General features: G+C 63.2%; 17 protein-coding genes. 7 read left to right on the top strand and 10 right to left on the bottom strand.

Going from position 1 to position 17294, the window contains the following annotated elements; all coding sequences use genetic code 11:
• Positions 1-80: 80 nt before the first annotated feature.
• From HDE76_RS12495 to HDE76_RS12460, 8 genes are all read right to left on the bottom strand, one after another.
• Positions 81-1061, bottom strand: coding sequence for a fimbrial protein (locus HDE76_RS12495; RefSeq protein WP_184508009.1), 981 nt, complete (start codon positions 1059-1061; stop codon positions 81-83).
• Between the two features lie 62 nt (positions 1062-1123).
• A complete protein-coding gene (locus HDE76_RS12490) occupies positions 1124-3895 on the bottom strand; it encodes a fimbria/pilus outer membrane usher protein (protein WP_184508006.1) in 2772 nt (923 codons plus the stop codon).
• Complete coding sequence (locus HDE76_RS12485) at positions 3892-4635, bottom strand: fimbria/pilus periplasmic chaperone (protein WP_179480588.1); 744 nt, start codon at positions 4633-4635, stop codon at positions 3892-3894. Before HDE76_RS12485 ends, HDE76_RS12490 begins: the two co-directional genes overlap by 4 nt.
• Positions 4636-4720: 85 nt before the next feature.
• Positions 4721-5269 (bottom strand): fimbrial protein, encoded by a 549-nt coding sequence (locus HDE76_RS12480; RefSeq protein WP_255481587.1) that lies wholly within the window; start codon positions 5267-5269, stop codon positions 4721-4723.
• Positions 5270-5779: 510 nt separating this feature from the next.
• Positions 5780-6796, bottom strand: a complete 1017-nt coding sequence (locus tag HDE76_RS12475; protein WP_179480590.1) for a spore coat protein U domain-containing protein — start codon at positions 6794-6796, stop codon at positions 5780-5782.
• The gene (locus HDE76_RS12470) at positions 6793-9144 is read right to left on the bottom strand and encodes a fimbria/pilus outer membrane usher protein (RefSeq protein ID WP_255481586.1); all 2352 of its coding nucleotides are present in this window, start codon (positions 9142-9144) and stop codon (positions 6793-6795) included. Before HDE76_RS12470 ends, HDE76_RS12475 begins: the two co-directional genes overlap by 4 nt.
• A 10-nt stretch (positions 9145-9154) precedes the next feature.
• Positions 9155-9895 (bottom strand): fimbria/pilus periplasmic chaperone, encoded by a 741-nt coding sequence (locus tag HDE76_RS12465; RefSeq protein WP_184508000.1) that lies wholly within the window; start codon positions 9893-9895, stop codon positions 9155-9157.
• Between the two features lie 6 nt (positions 9896-9901).
• Positions 9902-10375, bottom strand: a complete 474-nt coding sequence (locus HDE76_RS12460) for a spore coat protein U domain-containing protein (protein WP_218862376.1) — start codon at positions 10373-10375, stop codon at positions 9902-9904.
• 541 nt (positions 10376-10916) lie between these two features.
• Here HDE76_RS12460 and HDE76_RS12455 point away from each other — a divergent pair.
• Genes HDE76_RS12455 through HDE76_RS12430 form a run of 6 tightly spaced genes read left to right on the top strand, consistent with a single transcriptional unit; the run spans position 10917 to position 15430 of the window.
• Complete coding sequence (locus tag HDE76_RS12455; RefSeq protein ID WP_184507997.1) at positions 10917-11531, top strand: hypothetical protein; 615 nt, start codon at positions 10917-10919, stop codon at positions 11529-11531.
• A gap of 3 nt (positions 11532-11534) precedes the next feature.
• On the top strand, positions 11535-11732 hold the full coding sequence (locus tag HDE76_RS12450) for a helix-turn-helix transcriptional regulator (RefSeq protein WP_179480600.1): 198 nt from the start codon (positions 11535-11537) through the stop codon (positions 11730-11732).
• Between the two features lie 5 nt (positions 11733-11737).
• Positions 11738-13309, top strand: coding sequence for an alpha/beta hydrolase (locus HDE76_RS12445; protein ID WP_179480602.1), 1572 nt, complete (start codon positions 11738-11740; stop codon positions 13307-13309).
• A gap of 11 nt (positions 13310-13320) precedes the next feature.
• On the top strand, positions 13321-13494 hold the full coding sequence (locus HDE76_RS12440) for a hypothetical protein (protein ID WP_179480604.1): 174 nt from the start codon (positions 13321-13323) through the stop codon (positions 13492-13494).
• The gene (locus tag HDE76_RS12435) at positions 13491-14225 is read left to right on the top strand and encodes an ATP-binding cassette domain-containing protein (protein ID WP_179480605.1); all 735 of its coding nucleotides are present in this window, start codon (positions 13491-13493) and stop codon (positions 14223-14225) included. The genes HDE76_RS12440 and HDE76_RS12435 overlap by 4 nt, the downstream gene beginning before the upstream one ends.
• Entirely contained in the window at positions 14222-15430 is a 1209-nt protein-coding gene (locus tag HDE76_RS12430; RefSeq protein ID WP_179480607.1) for an ABC transporter permease, read from the top strand. Before HDE76_RS12435 ends, HDE76_RS12430 begins: the two co-directional genes overlap by 4 nt.
• Positions 15431-15458: 28 nt before the next feature.
• On the opposite strand, the gene HDE76_RS12425 is transcribed toward HDE76_RS12430, so the two are convergent.
• On the bottom strand, positions 15459-15836 hold the full coding sequence (locus tag HDE76_RS12425; RefSeq protein WP_343205704.1) for a hypothetical protein: 378 nt from the start codon (positions 15834-15836) through the stop codon (positions 15459-15461).
• Entirely contained in the window at positions 15837-16439 is a 603-nt protein-coding gene (gene folE, locus HDE76_RS12420; RefSeq protein WP_179480611.1) for a GTP cyclohydrolase I FolE, read from the bottom strand.
• Between the two features lie 184 nt (positions 16440-16623).
• On the opposite strand from folE, the gene HDE76_RS12415 reads away from it, so the two are divergent.
• Positions 16624-17262: a nucleoside/nucleotide kinase family protein gene (locus HDE76_RS12415; RefSeq protein WP_179480613.1), complete on the top strand. Its 639-nt coding sequence runs from the start codon at positions 16624-16626 to the stop codon at positions 17260-17262.
• The last annotated feature ends 32 nt before the right edge of the window (positions 17263-17294 follow it).

Here is a 17294-nt window from a genome sequence, read left to right as displayed (position 1 = left end):
ACCAGGGCTGGCAGATGTCGCGAAAAGACCCAGTGCTAGAACATAGTGAATCATTGGATTTTTCATAGAGGTGTGTCCGGTCACTGATACGACAGGGTGAAAGTGGCGGAGGCGTTGATGCTGCCCGCCGTGACGGTACCGCTGCGGTAGTACTGAGCGTAATAGGGAATACTCAATGCACCGGTCGGCGTGCTGCCGACAACGGTCGTGGCGCCAAACACGACCGGATTGTAATTCTGGTCCAGCAATCGCAAGCCCACCCCGGCGGAGCTGCCGGATGTTTTGGTAAGCACGCCGGTGATGTTCGATGCGGTGCCGGCATAGTCCAGCTCGATGTCGAGCGTGGCACCGCTGGAGCAGGTCAGGGCGATGGCGAACGGCGTCGTTCCAGCGGTAGCTCCGACGCTCGCCATGGCCCCGACGCTTACGGTGGGCAGCGTGACATTGATCGGCGTCGTGTTGACCGAACAAGCCGGATCGATAATGGTTATCGAGGTGGTCAGATTGAACGCTTCGATCTTCAATCCGTTCGCATACAACCAGTACGCCAGCGTGCCCGCCGGTATGACGCTGCCGCTGACAATCGGTCCGATCTTGATCAGGGTCAGAGAGGACGCGACCGAGTTGGTATACGAGCCATTGGCAATCGTGCAGCACGGATAAGGCAGCAAAAGGTTGGTCGAGGTGCTATGTCCAATGCTGTAGCCGATGCCGGCAACGCCTGTCGGATAAATCGTTGCCGTTGTTCCTGGTTGAGCGCCGACGTTGTTGCTGACGCCATAGATGGAGTTGTTGCTGCAAGTCATGGAGTTGGGATTGGCGGGCGCCACCGAGCCCGATTGATAGAGCACGGTGCCCACGGCGGCGCCGTAAGATACGGTTATCGTGGAGCTTGGCGGCGTGAAGTTGACCGCAGCGGGCGCCGAGCCGGCCGTGATGGTGCAGTTGGCTTTCGCCCCGCCGGATACAAGCGCAAGTATGCCAAGCGCCAATAACAAAGCGCTCCCGCGCAGCCATCCCGTGCCGAAAAAGTCTGCAACCCGGTCAAAAAAGCGTTTCATGATCGCCCTGGATATGTCGGTCGTCGCGCTTGAGTCGTGCGAAAGCAAGACGCATGCGCGAGTCATTGGCTGCCACCGGCCATCGCGACAGGAGTGTTGGAGAGGCAGGTGGCTTGAATTTCTTCATAGCGCTGGACATGTTTGCTTGTTGTGGCAGGCAGCCGGTAGTGGAATGAACACGATAGTTTGTTGCCATCGTCGTCCTGCCAGCGTGCGCTGAGCAATCCGCTCTGGTCCACGCCGCGCAGCAGGACCTGGCCGGCCTGGCCGACGACCCCGAGCGACTGGTTCTGTGCGTTGAATACCTCCGCACCGAACGGCAGTGCCTGGCCGTCGGGCAAGCGGGCGCGCACGATGATGGTGCGCCCGCTCTCCGTGCGGAATTTCAGCATTACCACCGCACCGGCATGCGGCGCCACCTGGGCGCTGGTGGCATCCAGCTGTACGTCCAGCGGCAGCCCTTTGGGGTCGATGCCGATAGTGTTGAGATTGTACGGGGTGAGATAAGGCACCAGCGCGTATCCGGCGCTGTCGATACGCACGCCGGAGGCATTGGTCAGCCGTGCACCGTTCGCGTCGGGTGCGAACACCACCGCCACCGTATCGCCGGTCGGCTGACCGAACGTGATGCCGCCGGGATGGGCGACCACGGCACCGGTGACGCTCAGCGACGTCTGCGAATAGCCGCTGCCGCTGCCGTAGCTGCCGTTGAAAATCGCATACGGGCTTCGATATCCGCCGTTGACGCTGCCGGAGTTGCCGGTTTCGCCGCTGCCATGCGTAGCGGTCGCGCCATAGGTGACCTGGTTGTCGGCACCGAGCGAGCCGCTGACCATCGCCTGATCTTGCGAACCGGTCTGGTCGTGACTGGCGTTGAACGACAGCGTGGGCGCATGCGCAGCGTCGCCCAGCGGCACGCTGAAACTCACCAGATACTGGTTGTCGTTGCGGCCAAGCTGATCGCGCGAACGGGTTGCCGAAAGGCTATAGCTCACGCGGTGGAACGTATTGTTGTAGCCGGCCTGGAATTGCGTATTCGTGCCCGGGCTATTCCAGTAATTGGTGGTGGAGGCATTGGCGTAGAACGAACCGCCGTGTGCGCCGAGCTGTTGACTCACGCTGATCGAAAAGGTGCCCCGTTGGCGCTGCAAGCCCGTGCTGCTGAGCAGCGAATTGCCCAGCGCATCGGTGCCAAACAGCGACGCCTGCTGAGCCGGGGTCAGCACGCCGTCGTCGGTTGTCGGAAGCGCTGTCGGAGCCACGTAGTCGAACGGATCGATACCGCGTCGCGCGTCGTCTCGCGTCAGCGCAGCGTCGGTCAGATTCAGATAACCGCTGGTCGAATATCGGTACGCGGCTACCGATAACGAAGTGTTGGTATCGGTAAAGATCTTGCTATAGCTCAGTCGGACACTCTGGCCGGCCTGGGTCGCATAACCGGGAACGTCGGTGCGTGCATGGCTCAGATCGAGCGCCACTGCGCCATAGCGGGTGTTGATCGCGCTGCCGATCAGCACCGAGGCGTAGCCTTGCGAGCCGACGAGGCCGGCATAGCCGGTCAGAAGATTGGTAAACCCGTGCTGGAGCGCTGCCTGCGCCACCGCCGGCTGGTGCTCGATGAATTGATCGCGCAGCTGCCCGATCGCGATATCGAAACGGGTGATGCCGGGACGCAGCAGCTGCACGACCGACGCATACGGGACGGAAAAGCTGCGCGCCCGTCCGTCCGCTTCGGTCACCGTTACATCGAGGCTGCCGCCGTAGCCGGTGGGATACAGGTCGCTGATGGCAAACGGGCCCGGCGCCACCGTCGTCTGGTAGATCAGCACGCCGTTCTGGCGCACGGTCACCTTGGCATTGGTGTCGGCTACGCCGCGTACCACCGGCGCGTAGCCGCGCAGGGAGTCCGGCAGCATGCGATCGTCGGAAGCAATCTGCACGCCGCGCAGGCCGAAGCTGTCGAACACCTGGCCATCGGTATACGAATCGCCCAAGGTGAGCTGCGCGCGCCATGCGGGCAGATCGCGCTGCACATAGGTATCGATGTTCTGCCACTGCCGACGTGCCGGCGCGCTGCCGCTGGCGGATTGCCAGTTGAGCGTCGAATCCTGGCGGAAGTGCCACGGGCCATAATTGAAGCCGGCATTGAGGCCGAGGTAGGCCGAGGTCTGATCCTGTCCCTCGTTGGTGGTGCGATAGCTGTTGAAACTGTAGTTCAACAGCCCGGCCGGCACGCCGGCATCCCAGTTTTCCGGGCTGACGTAGCCGCGTGGGGTCTGTCCGAGGTAGGTCTGCGGAACGCTCACGTCGATGCGCAGTTCGGCCATGTCGAACGTGACGGTGGCATCGGGTATCAGGCTAGCGATATCGACGCATGCGGCGGGATCCTCCAGCTTGGCGACAAGGTCGGCGGAGAGTTTCGGCGGATGCAGGCCGAGCTGATCGAGCAGATGGCGATCGACGCACGCGCTGGCGCTGTCCTGCCCGGCGACGGTCGCGAAACGTACGTTGCTTCGTCCGGACAGTACGGTGTTGAGATAGACGTCCGCGTTGTAGCGGCCCGGCAGCACGGGATTGCCGTGTTCGAAGCGGGACAGGTCGGTCGTGTTTTTGCTCGATCCGGACAGCAGGTTGCGGTCGAAACTGGCGTCGTTGCTGTTCGCGTCGGCCGCGGCATCGGGCGGGGCGCTGGCAACACCGTCGACCGGCATCGCCGCTGCCGGCAACACCCGCCCGGCCAACGCCATCGCGATCGAGGCACGCAGCAGGATATGGCGGCACGCACCGTACCTGCGCCAACGAAGCGCCGAAGGCGGAGCCGGTCGACCCTTCATGGGGCGATCGTGCCGCTGAACGTCGTTGCCGCGCCGTAGTCGTTGACGACAACATAGTTAACCGGCGTACCGGCGGCTGGGGCCTGGCTCAGGCCCTTGATGGTCAGTCGCAGCACACCGAGCGGATCGATCATCCCGGTTTCGCTTGCATACGATTTGCCGCCCACGTTGACCGACAGGTCGGTAATGGTGATGTGGTAAGGAGTCGGGTTGCGCACGTCGAGCACGTAGCCCTGCGCCTGCGGAGCGACCTTCCAGATCAATTGGGCCGGCACTTTTAGCGGGTCGCCTGGCAGGTGATCCGGGCGATAGAAAAGCTTGAGCCGCGAATGGATCGCCAGCTGCAGGGTGTTCTTGTCCTGCGTTTCCATCGAACTGGGTTTCGGTGGAATTTCCAGAACGTTGAGCCAGAACAACGATTCGCGATCCGTCGGTAGGGGCGCCGGCGTGGCGATGATGCGCAGGCTCTGGTCTTTGTGCGCCTCGATGCGAAACAGCGGCGGCGTTATCAGGAAGGGCGCGTCGACTTTTTCTGGCGTGGACTTCGGATCACCGCGATCCACCCATGCCTCGATCAGCGCAGGTCGTGCGCTGTCGTTGCTCAGGCGCAACGTTACCTCGCCGTCTTTCGCGGGAAAAATGACGCGAGTACCGCCGATAATCACGCTGGCCTGCGCGACGTTCGCGCAGAAAAGAAGTGCGAATGCGTACGACAGTACGCCGCAACCCATGCTTTTCATCGAAAGGTTTCCGCAAGAGGTTTGGTGCAAAGCAAACCCAGGCTTTACGGCGAAGCAGCTTCGCCGTAAAGCCTGTCATGCATGCTTACTGATAAACCATGGTGAACTGAACGCTGCTGTTGGCGGCGCCGGCCGTCACGGCCGCAGACGTGGCGTAGTACTGCACGTAGTAGTTCACCGTGCCGGCACCGGACGTCAGGGTGATCTGGTTGGAATTCTGTGCGCCATACGCATTGGCGACATTGATCACGCTATTGGTAGCGTCGTTGTTGAGCAGCTGCAGTTCGACGCCGCTGGCGCCGCCGCTGGCGATCTTCAGATTGCCGTCGGTGCTGGTGGTCAGGCCCGGCTCGAAATACGTGGTGGCCTTGGTCTGACCGGTACATGCGCTCAGCGCGATGCTGAACGGCGTGCGGCCGGCGACGGCACCGACGGATGCCAGCGACGTGTTGGCTACGGTCGGCAGGGTGACAGCGAGGGTAGCGGGAGCTGCGCCGCCGTTGATTTTGCAGGTGGACGCCGTGACAGCGCCGGTGAAGTTGATCGTGCCGTCGACGGCCAGAGCCGCTGCCGGGGCCAGAGCGGCCATGCTGAAAAAGCCGGTGGTCAGGGCGTAGAAGAGAGTCTTGTTCATGGTGCTTCCTTCAAATTGTTGTCGTGATTGGTTGATCGCAACGCGCGTCGATACCCAGGGAGATGTATTCGGACAAGCAAGACCATGCAATGACGTATCGAACGGTCTGAGTTTCATTTTGCAAAATGGGCGCCACTTGGTGCTGGAGCACTAATGGCTATAGATAAATATTTGAAAGATATGGAATTTAAATTTTTCATGCCCGCCTGAGAGGCAAAACCCCTACACATTCCCTGACAAATTATGGCACCGATAATGTGAACTACGTCACTTTTTCTTCACGCGGGTCTCATGTTTTATTTAACGCTCGTGCCCGCCAGTTCTTGCGTACTGCGCGTCGCTGACGACGGCGGTCGGCTTATTCGCACGAGAGTCCGACGCCTTCGCGCGAGCCGGCTTCACGGCAGTCTGGATATCGATAAATCGCGCCGGCCATGGCCGCGCGTTCATGCGGTCGGCGGGTGCGGTCGGGTTGCGGGCAACGGCAAGCTCGGGGACGACCGAAACGGATCAATAGGTCACGCTGACCGTGATCGTGTCGCTGTAGGTGCCGGGGGTAGGCGTCGTCTGCGGCGCCACGCGGCCGTATACGGTGTTGGTTTGCACGGCGCCGTTTCCGGTGCCGGTGACAGTGTCGGTATTGACTGTGTTGCCCCAGCGTATGGTGCGGGCGCTGTCCTGATACAGCTCGTAGATGACCAGGTCGCCGCTGCTGCCGGCCATTTGCCGGGTAGTGCCGCTGGCGTGCTGGCCGTTGTCCAGTCCGATCTGGAACGCGGTGCTGTTGGTGCACTGGGTTTGCACGGTCGTCGTCGCGTCCACGTTGCTGGTCAGCAGGCCGGCCGTCGACCCGAAATTGAGGTTGTTGGTTGCCGTGATAGTGCAGCTCTTGGTGACGACGGCGTTGGCAGTGAAGCTGAAGGCGCTGGCGTTGCCGGTGCCGCAGGTGGCCGGCGTCGTCGTGTAGTTGGAAGCGACAGTGATTTCGGCATCGGTGCCGGCAAACGTGCTGATATAGGTGCCGGCGGTCAGGCCGATTTGCGCGTTGGGCACGCTGGCATACACGGTTGCCGTGCCGCTGGCGGTGCCGGGCAGCAGCACGGTAATGCCGAGAGGTACGACGATCGATGTTTGATACGGCACATTGTTGACGGCCGAAAAAAGCGAGCCCCAGATCTGCGTGCGAGCACTGTCCTGGTACATCTGAAACTGCAGGTTTTGCCCGGTGCCGGCCGACATCAGCCGATTGGTTCCCAGAACGCCGCCGGTGCCGTTACCGATATTGATGCAGAGCGTCGCGTTGGCAGCCAGCAGCAACGAGGGGTTTTTGCAGGTCCAGCCGATCGATGCCGAGGTGGTGGCGCCGTTAACCAGACCGTCGACAGGGCCGAAGTTGATCGTCGGCGCGCTGGTCACGCTGCAGGTGACCGAGGCGGCCTGGGCATGTACGGTGCGCGGCGCTATCAGCGCGCTGCCGATCAGCGCGATCAGCAATACGATCGCGGCAATCAGCCGCGGCTTCATCATCGGAAGGTCTCCGCCAAGCAGCGCAGCGGGCCGATGTGCGGAATCGTCTTGCCCACTTTGCGATAGTCGAAGGCCACATGGCATTCGCCATCCGGGGTAAGCACGTCGAGCACGGTGTGCTTCTGCAGGGTTTCCAGGTAAGCGTGGCCATCGAAGCCGACCAGCGCCGGATCGCCGCTGCGCTGACCGTGTACGCGCACCTGACTGCCGAGCGCAAGCGGCTTGCCGTTCGTGTCGACCAGGGTGAGCACGCCGGCCTGCACCGGCGTGATACCGAACTTGACCAATATGCCTGCGCGATCGGTCGGCGTGGCGATCGTTCTGACCCGATCGATCCGCACGTCTTGCGGAAGCTGCATCGGGTCGATCGACACCTCGTTGTTCTGATACGAATTCAGTGGCTCGACCAGCAGCATGCCGTGGCTGTCGGTGGTGCCGATCGGGTTGTTCTGGAGTTTTACCGGCACGCCGGCTATGCCGTCGGTGGAAACGACGGCGAAGGCATCGTCTATGCGCCGCGAAGCGAACACGTCGCCACCCATCAAGACCAGTGAACCTGTAGCACCGGCATAGCCATAGTTCTGGCCGGCGATCGAACTGACGCCGGCATCGAGCATGCCGTAACGGCCCAGATAATCCACTTCGCCCTGGCCGCCATTCTGATCGCCACCCTGGCGCAGGTCGACACGCCAACCCCAGCCGCCGGCGCTGGGCGCCGATTTGCTGGCGTCCAGGCTCAGGCCCGTGCTGCTGCCGTCGCGCTGCAGACCGGTGCTTACCGTGGTGGTGTCGTCCAGCACGACGTTGAAGCCGGCGAACAGGCTGCGATCGGTTGCATTGTCGAGGTTCTGGTTGGCGCTCAGGCTAAGCGACATCGCATGCCCGATCGACTTGAACCAATACACGGTGGCGTAGCGCGAGGGGTCCTGTTTGGGATAGCGCAAATCCAGGTAGCTCACGCCAAACTCGCCCAGGTGCCGGGTGCTGTAGCCGACCACTGCCTGCGCGCTCACGCTCGGCGGCGGGGCGCCATACAGCGAGGCGACATCGAGGTAGTCGCCGCGAGTGCGCGTTTCATCCACGCTGAAATTGAAGCGATTGTTGCGCCAGCTGTAGCCCGCGCTGTACTGCGAGCCGCTCTGGCCCTGGTGCTCGCTCTGCGCCAGCGAGCCGGAGAGAACGCCGCCGCTGTCGCCCAGCAGCCATACGCCGCCGGCGCCGGCTTCGGTCAGGCCGGCCGTGGCCTCGCCGTGCAGTTCGGCGGTGAAATGATCGCTGACGCCATAGCGCCAGTTGCCGCTGGCGGCGGGGTCGCGACCGTAGTCGAACGACGCCAGTCCGTAGTTTTCGCGCACGTAGCCGATGTCGGTCGACCACTGCGACAGCCCTTGTTGCAGCAGCTGATGCGTGTCGTACAGCGAAAAGTTGAGCGTGGTCGCTCGCCCCAGCGCATCGGTCAGCACGATTTGCGCATTGCCCGCGCCGCTGATGTTGGGAATGGTGTTGAGCTGGAACGGTCCGGTGGGCACCTTGCCGCTGTACTGGCGCAGCCCGTTGACGTAGAGATCGACCTGCGACGGTAGCGTGGCCGAGCCGATAAATGCCGGCAGCGGCGCGGTGATCAGATACGGCTGCAGCGCGAAGTCCGTGCCCAGCTGGATGCCGCCGATGCGGGTCGAGCGCGTCCAGGTTTGCGCGCCGGTGAGGGTGTCGCCGAAACGCAGCGTCAGCAGGCTGTCGGGGAACGAGGTGCTGAACGAGGTATCCAGTCGCACCGTCTTGTCGGTTGAACTGCTGCTGCCTTCGCCACGCGTGGCCTGAGACAGGCTGGTACTGCTGAACACCCCGGCCGGTCCAAACACGCGCAGCTCGGTGAACGCACTCAGGCTGCCGGTGCCGTGCTCGCCCTGGGTGCCGTAGACCTCGTAGTTGAGCAGCGCGCCGGGCGATGCGCTGGGCTTTTTTGCCGAGGCGGTCGGCGTATTCAGCACCGTGGTCGACAGCCGCAGCAGGCGCAGCGGCACGTTGATCTTTACCGTCTGCCCGCTGGCATCGTAGGCGACCATGCTGCCGGGCAGGCTGCTCAGTCGCAGCGGGTCGGACATCCCCGGCGGCAGCGCAAACCCGAGCTGACGCAAGGTGGCCTGGCTTGCCCACAGCTGTCCGTCGCGAAGGCTGAAGTGAGCCAACCCGCTGGATGCGCCGTTGAGTATCACGTCCAGATACAGGTCGTTTCCCGCCTGGCCGTTCGGGTTGCCGCCATCGGCAATCAGTGCGGGGCTGGTGGCGGGCGCTGCGCTATCTGCCGTGTTCGATGCGTGCGCGGCCGGTGCCAGCAATCCCTGCATACATAGCAGCTCAGCGAGGACGATCGGCCAGCGACAGCTTTTGCGTAGCTTTCTCGCCATTGATCGATGCCTCCAGCGTGCCACCGGACGCGAACACGGCCACGGGCGGTTTCAAGACCCAGCGCATGGTGGCGCCGGGAAGCACGTAACCGAGCAGGCCCGGCGTGATTTCGCTGCGCTGGCCGGCGCTGTTGATGAAACTCAAGCTGGCCAGCTGCGCATGGCTGCCGCCGGTGTTGCCAACCTCCAGGACTGCATGGTCGCCGTCACGCTGCAGGGCCCAGTGCAGCGCCGGCGGTGCCGCACTCGAACCGGCCGGCTCCACGAATACCGGCACGCTGTAATGGAGGACGAACTGCAGGCCTTTTTTGCCGTGCATGTCGACCGGCAGTTCGTCGATAGCCACACGAAAGGCGTCCTCGACGGCGCCGGGGCCATTGGGCGGGGCACCGAGGCGTATAACCCGTACCAGCTGCGGCTCGCCGACCGCCAGTTGCAGCATCGGTGGACTGATCACCAGCCCCTGCGATGCGGTCAGCTGGTCGCCGCTGGCATCCTGCGACCAGTGATAAACCCGCACCTGGGCGTGGATCACGCTGTCCCCCGTATTGCTCAGCCAGAGTCCGTCGGCATTTTGCGCCGGCTGCAGACTCAGCGTGACGGGCGCCACCTGCAGACCGCTGGCCGTGGCACCGCTGCTGGCCGCGGCCAGCGCGAGCAGCGCACATCGCCAGTGCAAAGCGCGCGGCATGGCCGATCAATAATTGACGTTGACGGTGACGGTATCGGCGTAGCTGTCCGGGGTGAAGTTGGCACTGGCGGCGGTCGCGTAGACGGTCAGCGATTGCGCCAGGCCCGTGCCGGTGCCTGCCACGCCGTTGCCTACCGCCGTAGACGTCGCGGTATTGCCCCAAATCGTGCCGCCGGCGCCGGCGGTCGAGGTCAGCTGGTAGGGCACTTTGTCGGTGTTGGTCGCTGGCGCGGTGGTAGACACCATGGTGCCGGCGCCGGCCGTGTTGGCATTCGATGGCGCCAGGCCCACGTAATACGGCGTGGTCTTGGAGCAGTTGACGCTGATGGTGTTGCTGCCGGTGGTGTTTACCGCGGTAGCTGCGACCGAGCCCAGGTTGATATTGGATGCCGAGCCCGCGGTGACCGTGCAGGCCTTGGTGATAGTGATCAGTACCTGAAAGGTGGCCGTGGCGGGATTGGCGGCATGCACAGAGGCCATGACACTTGCCAAGACGGTGAACGCGATACCGCGCAAAGTATTCTTCATGAACATGGGATTCCCCCGGTAGCCAAACGATTTGAATGAACGCCTCGAACCAGATACAGGAGGCAATCCCTGTGCCAGCAGTCTTGGTCAACCCTCCCGAAAGGAATGCACAAAAAATGACAAAGGCAGGCTGCACGCGGCTTCGGTTCACATCATTTCAATGGACCTCGAAATCCGTGAGTTGGAAAGCGTGTGCTGCATCACATTCCGCTGCTGGAAGGCGGACCGCCAGATGGGGCATTCCCGCTCGAATATCACCGCCTCGGTGACTCCAGGCGGCGCTCTGTGCCGACAAACGGACAAATGCAACATCGCCCATGGCGGCAAAGGACTGATGTCAAGCAGGCTTGACATACCGGGCCGGCTCGCGCACTCTTTGTGTCAAGTACGCTTGACATGACATTTTCCTCCAACGCTGGGAAAGCGTCTGCCAGCGAGATATCACTCCAGTGAGCAAATCGAAGACTTGCTGGGATTCTCCGAGGATGCCGCCATGCCCCGCTTGAAAGAAAAGCGCTACCAGCAGCGTGTGCTGCTCGCGATGACGGTCTACGTCGCCTTGATGGTGCTGGTCTGGCCGCTGGTGCGTACGGCGAGCAGCGTGCCGCTGCGCTGGGTGCTGGCGCTCGCACCGCTGCCGCCGATGCTTTACGTGATCGCTTTGATGGCGCGGCGCATTCGCGACAGCGACGAGCTGGAGCAGCGCACGCATCTGATCGGCCTGGGCGTGGCGACCGGCGTGGTTGCCACGTTGAGCCTGGTCGGTGGGTTTCTGGCCTCGGCCCGGGTGCTGGCCCTGGATGGCAGCATCCTGATCTGGGTCTTTCCGGTCATGATGATCTGCTACGGCTTCACCCGCTGGGTGGTGGCGCAACGCTATGGCGACGATCTGGCTTGCGACGCGGATGAATCCATCGCGCTGCACTGGCGGGTGACGGCGTTCGCGGCGATGTTCGGTTTTGTGGCGCTGTTTGCCTATCTCAAGCGCGATGCGTTTCACGCTGGAATGGTGGTCGGGATGGCCGCCGCCCTTATCGTCGTCGCGCTCGCCCGGGCTGTCATCCATTGGCGAAAGCGCCGCGCCCGGCACCGCGATGGCCACGCGTGACGCATGAATAATTCGCTACGCGAACTGCGCGGCGAGCAGGGCTGGTCGCAGGCCGATCTGGCCGAACGGCTTGACGTGTCGCGGCAGACGATCAATGCCATCGAAACCGGCAAGTACGATCCCAGCCTGCCGCTGGCGTTCAAGATCGCCAAACTGTTCGACCGTTCGATTGAATCCATTTTTGTTCCGGGTGAGGGGTAGGCGGCATGGCACTGAAAGGACGGTCGCTTTTTCGTATCGGAGTCGTTGTCGTGGTGGCTGGCGTGCTCGCCTGGAATCACTTCCATGCAAAGGACGATTCGCTCGCCAACGAGCCGGTGCCGGCGACATCGCCAAAGAAAGACGAAGCGCCGGCGAAACCGCGCACTTGGCAGCTCGGTTCGGTCACGCTCACCGCATGCGAGCTCGGGCAGCCCAATAGCGGGCTCAGCACCGCGGCATGGTGCGCCGATTTTCCCGTGCCGGAAAATCGCGACGATCCGCACAGCCGGATCATCAAGCTGAAACTGGCGGTGCTGCGCACCAGCGCGCAGGTGCCCAGCCGCGACATGCTGGTGTTTCTCGCTGGCGGTCCGGGGCAGGCGGCAACCGCCGAAGCCGGCACGGTGGCCTCGGTGCTGCAGCCGCTGCGTGCGCATCGCGATGTGCTGCTGATCGATCAGCGCGGCACCGGCGGCTCCAACGCGCTCACCTGCAAGGACTCCGATGAGATCACCGCCAAGGACGACGAAGACAGCGACGACGTCGGCAAAATTCGCAGCGCCGCTGCGGCCTGCCTCAAGCAGATCAGTCCGCGCGCCGACCCGCGCTACTACACCACCACGGTAGCGGCGCAAGATCTGGAGGATGTGCGCAAGGCGCTGGGCTCGCCGGCGTTCGATCTGATCGGCGTGTCCTACGGCACGCGCATGGCGCAGCAGTACCTGATGCATTACCCGGATGCGGTGCGCAGCGTGGTGCTGGACAGCAGCGTGCCCAATACGCTGGCGCTCGGCGAAAGCTTTGCGCAGACGCTGGACGAAGCGTTGAAGCTGCAGTTTGCGCGTTGCACTGCCGAACCGGCCTGCAAGCAACGCTTCGGCGATCCGGACCAGACGCTGTATCAGCTGCGCGATGCGCTGCGCGCCAACCCGCATCCGGTGAGCTTTCGCGATCCGGAAACGTATCGGGCGGTCAAGCGCGTGTTGAACGAAAGCTCGCTGGCCAGCGTGGTGCGCATGTTCGCCTATACGCCACCGACAGCCGCGCTGCTGCCGATGTCGATCGACGCGGCCGCGCATGGCGACGTCGGCCCGCTGTTGGGGCAGGCCAAAATTCTTTCCGGCGATCTGTCGGAGCTGATGGGCAGCGGCATGCAGTACTCGGTCATCTGCAGCGAGGATGCCGACCTGCTGACGCCACGCCCGCAGGACGAGCAAACCATCCTCGGCACCAAGATGGTCGATTCGCTGAAGGCGGTCTGCTCGGTCTGGCCCAAGGGCACGCGACCGGCGAATTTCCACCAGCCGCTGAAGACCGACAAACCCGTGCTGCTGCTGGCCGGCCAGTACGATCCGGTCACGCCACCGCGCTATGCCGAAGAAATCGCCAAGGGTCTGCCCAACGCGCGCGTGCTGGTGCTGAAGGGACAGGCGCACAGCGTCATGGCGGCCGGCTGTGCGCCCAAGCTGATCAAGCAATTCGTCGAGAAGCTCGACCCCAGGTCGCTCGACGCGAGCTGTCTGGACCTGCTGCAGCCCACCCCGATATTCATCGATTTCAACGGTTCAACACCTTGAGGAGCCGCGCCATGAGAGAACACTATGTGCTGGTGAACGCCACGCTGTGGGCCGCAGCGATACTTGCTGCCGCTGTGCTCCAGGCGCCGCATTTCCTCTGCGTGATTCTGCTACCGCTGCTGGCTGTGCTGTCGCAGCGCACGGTCGGACCGCGTGCCTGCCGTAATCGGAGCAAACTCTCGTGATCGAAGTCAGGGATCTGCATAAAGCCTTCGGCGTCGTGAAAGCCGTCGATGGCGTCAGCTTTATGGCGCGCGACGGCGAAATCACCGGCCTGCTCGGGCCCAACGGCGCCGGCAAGACCACGACGCTGCGCATGCTCTATACGCTGATGACGCCGGATCGCGGCCAGGTGCTGGTCGATGGCATCGATGCCGGCGTCGACGCGCTGGCCGTGCGCCGGCAGCTCGGCGTGTTGCCGGACGCGCGCGGGCTCTACAAGCGACTCACCGCGCGCGAGAACATCGATTATTTCGGACGGCTGCACGGCCTGCCGGAAGATATTCTGAAAGCGCGCCGCGAGGCACTGATCCAGTCGCTCGAGATGGGCGATATCGGCGATCGCCGCACGGAAGGCTTTTCGCAGGGCCAACGCGTAAAAACCGCGATCGCCCGAGCGTTGGTGCACGATCCGCGCAACGTGATACTCGACGAACCGACCAACGGTCTGGACGTGATGGCCACGCGCGCGCTGCGCCAGTTTATGCAGCGTCTGAGAGAGGAGGGACGCTGCGTGCTGTTCTCCAGCCACATCATGCAGGAGGTCGCCGCGCTGTGCGACCGCATCGTGGTGATCGCGCACGGCCGCGTGGTGGCCGACGAATCGCCCGATGCGTTGCGCGAGCAGACCGGTGAAGCGAATCTGGAAGATGCCTTCGTCAAGATCATCGGCAGCGAAGAAGGTTTGGCCGCATGAATACGCCACCAAAAATTGCCGTTCGCCGCAGCCGCGCTTTTCTCACCGTCTTTCTTAAAGAGGTTAGAGAAAATTTGCGCGATCGGCGCACCATGATCAGCGCGTTTCTCACCGGTCCACTGCTGGGGCCGATCCTGTTCGTGATGCTGCTCAACGTCTCGCTCGGACGCGAGCTGGACAAGGCAGATAGGCCTTTGCCGGTGCCGGTGATCGGCGCGCAATACGCGCCCAATCTCATCGCTGCGCTTAAGGCGGGCGGCGTGGTGCCGGACGCCGCGCCGGCCGATCCGGAAAAAGCCGTGCGCAAGCAGGACGCCGACGTCGTGCTGCGCATTGCGCCGAACTACGGCAAGGCCTGGCGCGAAGGCCAGCCTGTGCAGGTCGAGATGATTTTCGATTCGTCGCAGCGCGATGCCAACACTTCGGTAGAGCGTGTCAGCCAGCTGGTGGAAAGTTATGCGCGCCAGCAGGGTGCGATGCGGCTGGTCGCGCGCGGGCTTTCCCCCAGCACGGCGTGGCCGCTGGTGGTCGCCAGGCGCGATCAGGCCACGCCGCAGTCGCGGGCGGTGCTGATGTTCGCGATGCTGCCGTACTTTTTCATCATCACGATTTTCATGGGCGGCATGTACCTGGCGATCGACCTCACTGCCGGTGAGCGCGAACGGCAGTCGCTGGAGCCGCTGTTCGCCAACCCGGTGGCACGTTGGAAAATCTTCCTGGGCAAGCTGGCGGCGATCTGCGTGTTTTCGACCGCCAGCCTGCTGATCACGCTGGTGGCGTTTGCGGTGGTGGGTCAATTCATACCGGCGGAAAAGATCGGCATGGAGCTGGATCTCGGCGTGCACTTCGCAGCCTATGTACTGCTGCTGATGCTGCCGATCCTGCTGCTGCTGGCCGCGCTGCAGTCGCTGGTGGCGGCGTTCGCCAAGAGCTATCGCGAGGCACAGACCTACCTGTCACTGCTGATGCTGGTTCCCGCGATCCCGAGCCTGGTGCTGGCCATTTTGCCGATCAAGGCCGAGCCGTGGATGTATGCCGTGCCGTTGCTCGGTCAGAACCTGGGCATCATGCAGCTGCTGCGCGGCGACGGCATGGAGCCGATGCAGGTCGTGTCATGTCTCGCAGGAAGCCTGCTGGCGGCGCTGCTTGCCGTGCTGGTGACCATGCAGCTGTATCGATCGGAGCGTCTGGCGATTTCCACTTGAGGCGCGCAGTAGGCGCGACGCCTATCAATCAACCCGGCGGCTGCGCCAGCTCTTTCGCGCTGAGGTAGCCGTCGTGGTTGCGGTCGAGCCGGTGAAACTGCCTGCGCAGATTGTCCTGGAACTCGCGCAGCGAAATGGGTCTGCCGTGCCCGCCCGGCAGCTCGCTGGACTCCAGAATGCCGTCGCCGTTCGCGTCCATGCGCAGAAAACTGCGGCTCATGTACTCGACGTATTCGGCTTCGCTGATCTTGCCGTCACCGTTGGCATCCATCAGCCGCAGGTAGTCGCGCGGCGTCTGCGGATAGTCTTGCGCCGCGGTTATCGCGCTCGCCGAAAGCAGCGTTGCGAAAAAGAACTGCGCCAGCCGCGATGAGAATGGACGTCCAGACATCGCGGCGGCGGACACTCAGCGCACGCCGCGGTCGATGCCGATAAACTGCAAAAATTCCATGCGCGTGCGCGCGTCCTCGCGGAACGAGCCCAGCATCTGGCTGGTGATCATCGAGACGCCGCGCTTGTGCACGCCGCGCGTGCTCATGCACTCGTGGCTGGCGTCGATGACAACCGCCACACCGGCCGGGTGCAGATTTTCCTGGATGCAGTTGGCGATTTCCGCGGTGAGCTTTTCCTGCACCTGGAAGCGCCGCGCAAACCCGTCGACCACGCGCGCCAGCTTGCTTATGCCGACCACGCGATTGGTCGGCAGATAGCCCACGTGCGCACGGCCGATGATCGGCGCCATGTGATGCTCGCAGTGGCTTTCAAACTCGATATCGCGCAGCACGACCATCTCGTCGTAACCGGCCACTTCCTTGAAGGTGCGGCTCAGATATTCGCCCGGGTCGGAGGTATAGCCGGAAAACCAGTCGCCATAGGCCTTGACCACGCGCTTGGGTGTGTCAAGCAGGCCTTCGCGGGTCGGGTCTTCACCGGCCCAGCGCAGCAGCGTACGCACAGCGTCTTCCGCCTGTTCGCGGGTCACCGGCGCGGATTTGTCGTTATCGCTCATGCGCGATTCCTTTTAATGGGTCACAAAGCGGCCGCTGAGTGTAGCGGGGTGGCGTCACTTTTAGCCTGCCGCGTTGTGCGACCACCCGTCGCAGCCAGCTTTGCCGCTAAGAAACGCCTGCTCGTCGCACCATGTTTACAAACCGTAGCGCTTAATGTCGCAGTCCTTCCATTCGAGTCGTTGGATGATTCCGCAGCAAGCCATGCGGCGCGTACAGGCGCTGCTAGATCGTGGCGGTCGACAGCTACTTGGTATTGTCGGCCTGCCTGGAGCAGGCAAGTCGACCTTAGCGCAGGCGCTGGTCGATGCGCTGGGTGATCAAGCTGCGCTGGCACCGATGGATGGTTTCCACCTCGCCAATGCTGAGCTCGCTCGACTGGGCCGCGCAGCTCGCAAGGGCGCGCCCGACACCTTCGACGCAGCCGGCTACGCGGCGTTGCTGCGGCGGTTAAAGCTAGCGGTGCCCGATGAAATCGTCTACGCGCCCGCGTTTCATCGCGAGATCGAGGAGCCCATCGCCGGTGAGATCGCGCTGCCACCGAACGTGCCGCTAATTGTTACCGAAGGCAACTACCTGTTACTCGATGAGGGCGCATGGAGCCATGCGCGGGCATTCCTCGACGAGGTCTGGTTTGTCGACGTGGATCCCGCGCAGCGCCATCGCCAGCTGCTGGAGCGGCACATGCGCTATGGCCGCAGCCGTGAGGACGCGCTGGCGTGGATCGAACATACCGACGAGCCCAATGCCGTTCGCATCGCGGCCACGGCGTCGCGCGCGGATTTCCATGTCTCACTGCCGCCGTCGAAGGCTTCGGGTGAGTAAGCGATGACACGGCGGCTGACCAAGGCGCTGCC

It is taken from the genome of Rhodanobacter sp. ANJX3 (genome assembly GCF_014200755.1).
In the GTDB taxonomy this organism is placed as follows: domain Bacteria; phylum Pseudomonadota; class Gammaproteobacteria; order Xanthomonadales; family Rhodanobacteraceae; genus Rhodanobacter.
This window is presented reverse-complemented; position numbering and strand designations above follow the sequence as displayed.

Coding starts and splice junctions, on each gene's coding strand:
- HDE76_RS12495 (WP_184508009.1), bottom strand. CDS start 1,061: ATGAAACGCTTTTTTGACCGGGTTGCAGACTTTTTCGGCACGGGATGG.
- HDE76_RS12490 (WP_184508006.1), bottom strand. CDS start 3,895: ATGAAGGGTCGACCGGCTCCGCCTTCGGCGCTTCGTTGGCGCAGGTAC.
- HDE76_RS12485 (WP_179480588.1), bottom strand. CDS start 4,635: ATGAAAAGCATGGGTTGCGGCGTACTGTCGTACGCATTCGCACTTCTT.
- HDE76_RS12480 (WP_255481587.1), bottom strand. CDS start 5,269: ATGAACAAGACTCTCTTCTACGCCCTGACCACCGGCTTTTTCAGCATG.
- HDE76_RS12475 (WP_179480590.1), bottom strand. CDS start 6,796: ATGATGAAGCCGCGGCTGATTGCCGCGATCGTATTGCTGATCGCGCTG.
- HDE76_RS12470 (WP_255481586.1), bottom strand. CDS start 9,144: ATGCAGGGATTGCTGGCACCGGCCGCGCACGCATCGAACACGGCAGAT.
- HDE76_RS12465 (WP_184508000.1), bottom strand. CDS start 9,895: ATGCCGCGCGCTTTGCACTGGCGATGTGCGCTGCTCGCGCTGGCCGCG.
- HDE76_RS12460 (WP_218862376.1), bottom strand. CDS start 10,375: ATGGCCTCTGTGCATGCCGCCAATCCCGCCACGGCCACCTTTCAGGTA.
- HDE76_RS12455 (WP_184507997.1), top strand. CDS start 10,917: ATGCCCCGCTTGAAAGAAAAGCGCTACCAGCAGCGTGTGCTGCTCGCG.
- HDE76_RS12450 (WP_179480600.1), top strand. CDS start 11,535: ATGAATAATTCGCTACGCGAACTGCGCGGCGAGCAGGGCTGGTCGCAG.
- HDE76_RS12445 (WP_179480602.1), top strand. CDS start 11,738: ATGGCACTGAAAGGACGGTCGCTTTTTCGTATCGGAGTCGTTGTCGTG.
- HDE76_RS12440 (WP_179480604.1), top strand. CDS start 13,321: ATGAGAGAACACTATGTGCTGGTGAACGCCACGCTGTGGGCCGCAGCG.
- HDE76_RS12430 (WP_179480607.1), top strand. CDS start 14,222: ATGAATACGCCACCAAAAATTGCCGTTCGCCGCAGCCGCGCTTTTCTC.
- folE (WP_179480611.1), bottom strand. CDS start 16,439: ATGAGCGATAACGACAAATCCGCGCCGGTGACCCGCGAACAGGCGGAA.
- HDE76_RS12415 (WP_179480613.1), top strand. CDS start 16,624: ATGATTCCGCAGCAAGCCATGCGGCGCGTACAGGCGCTGCTAGATCGT.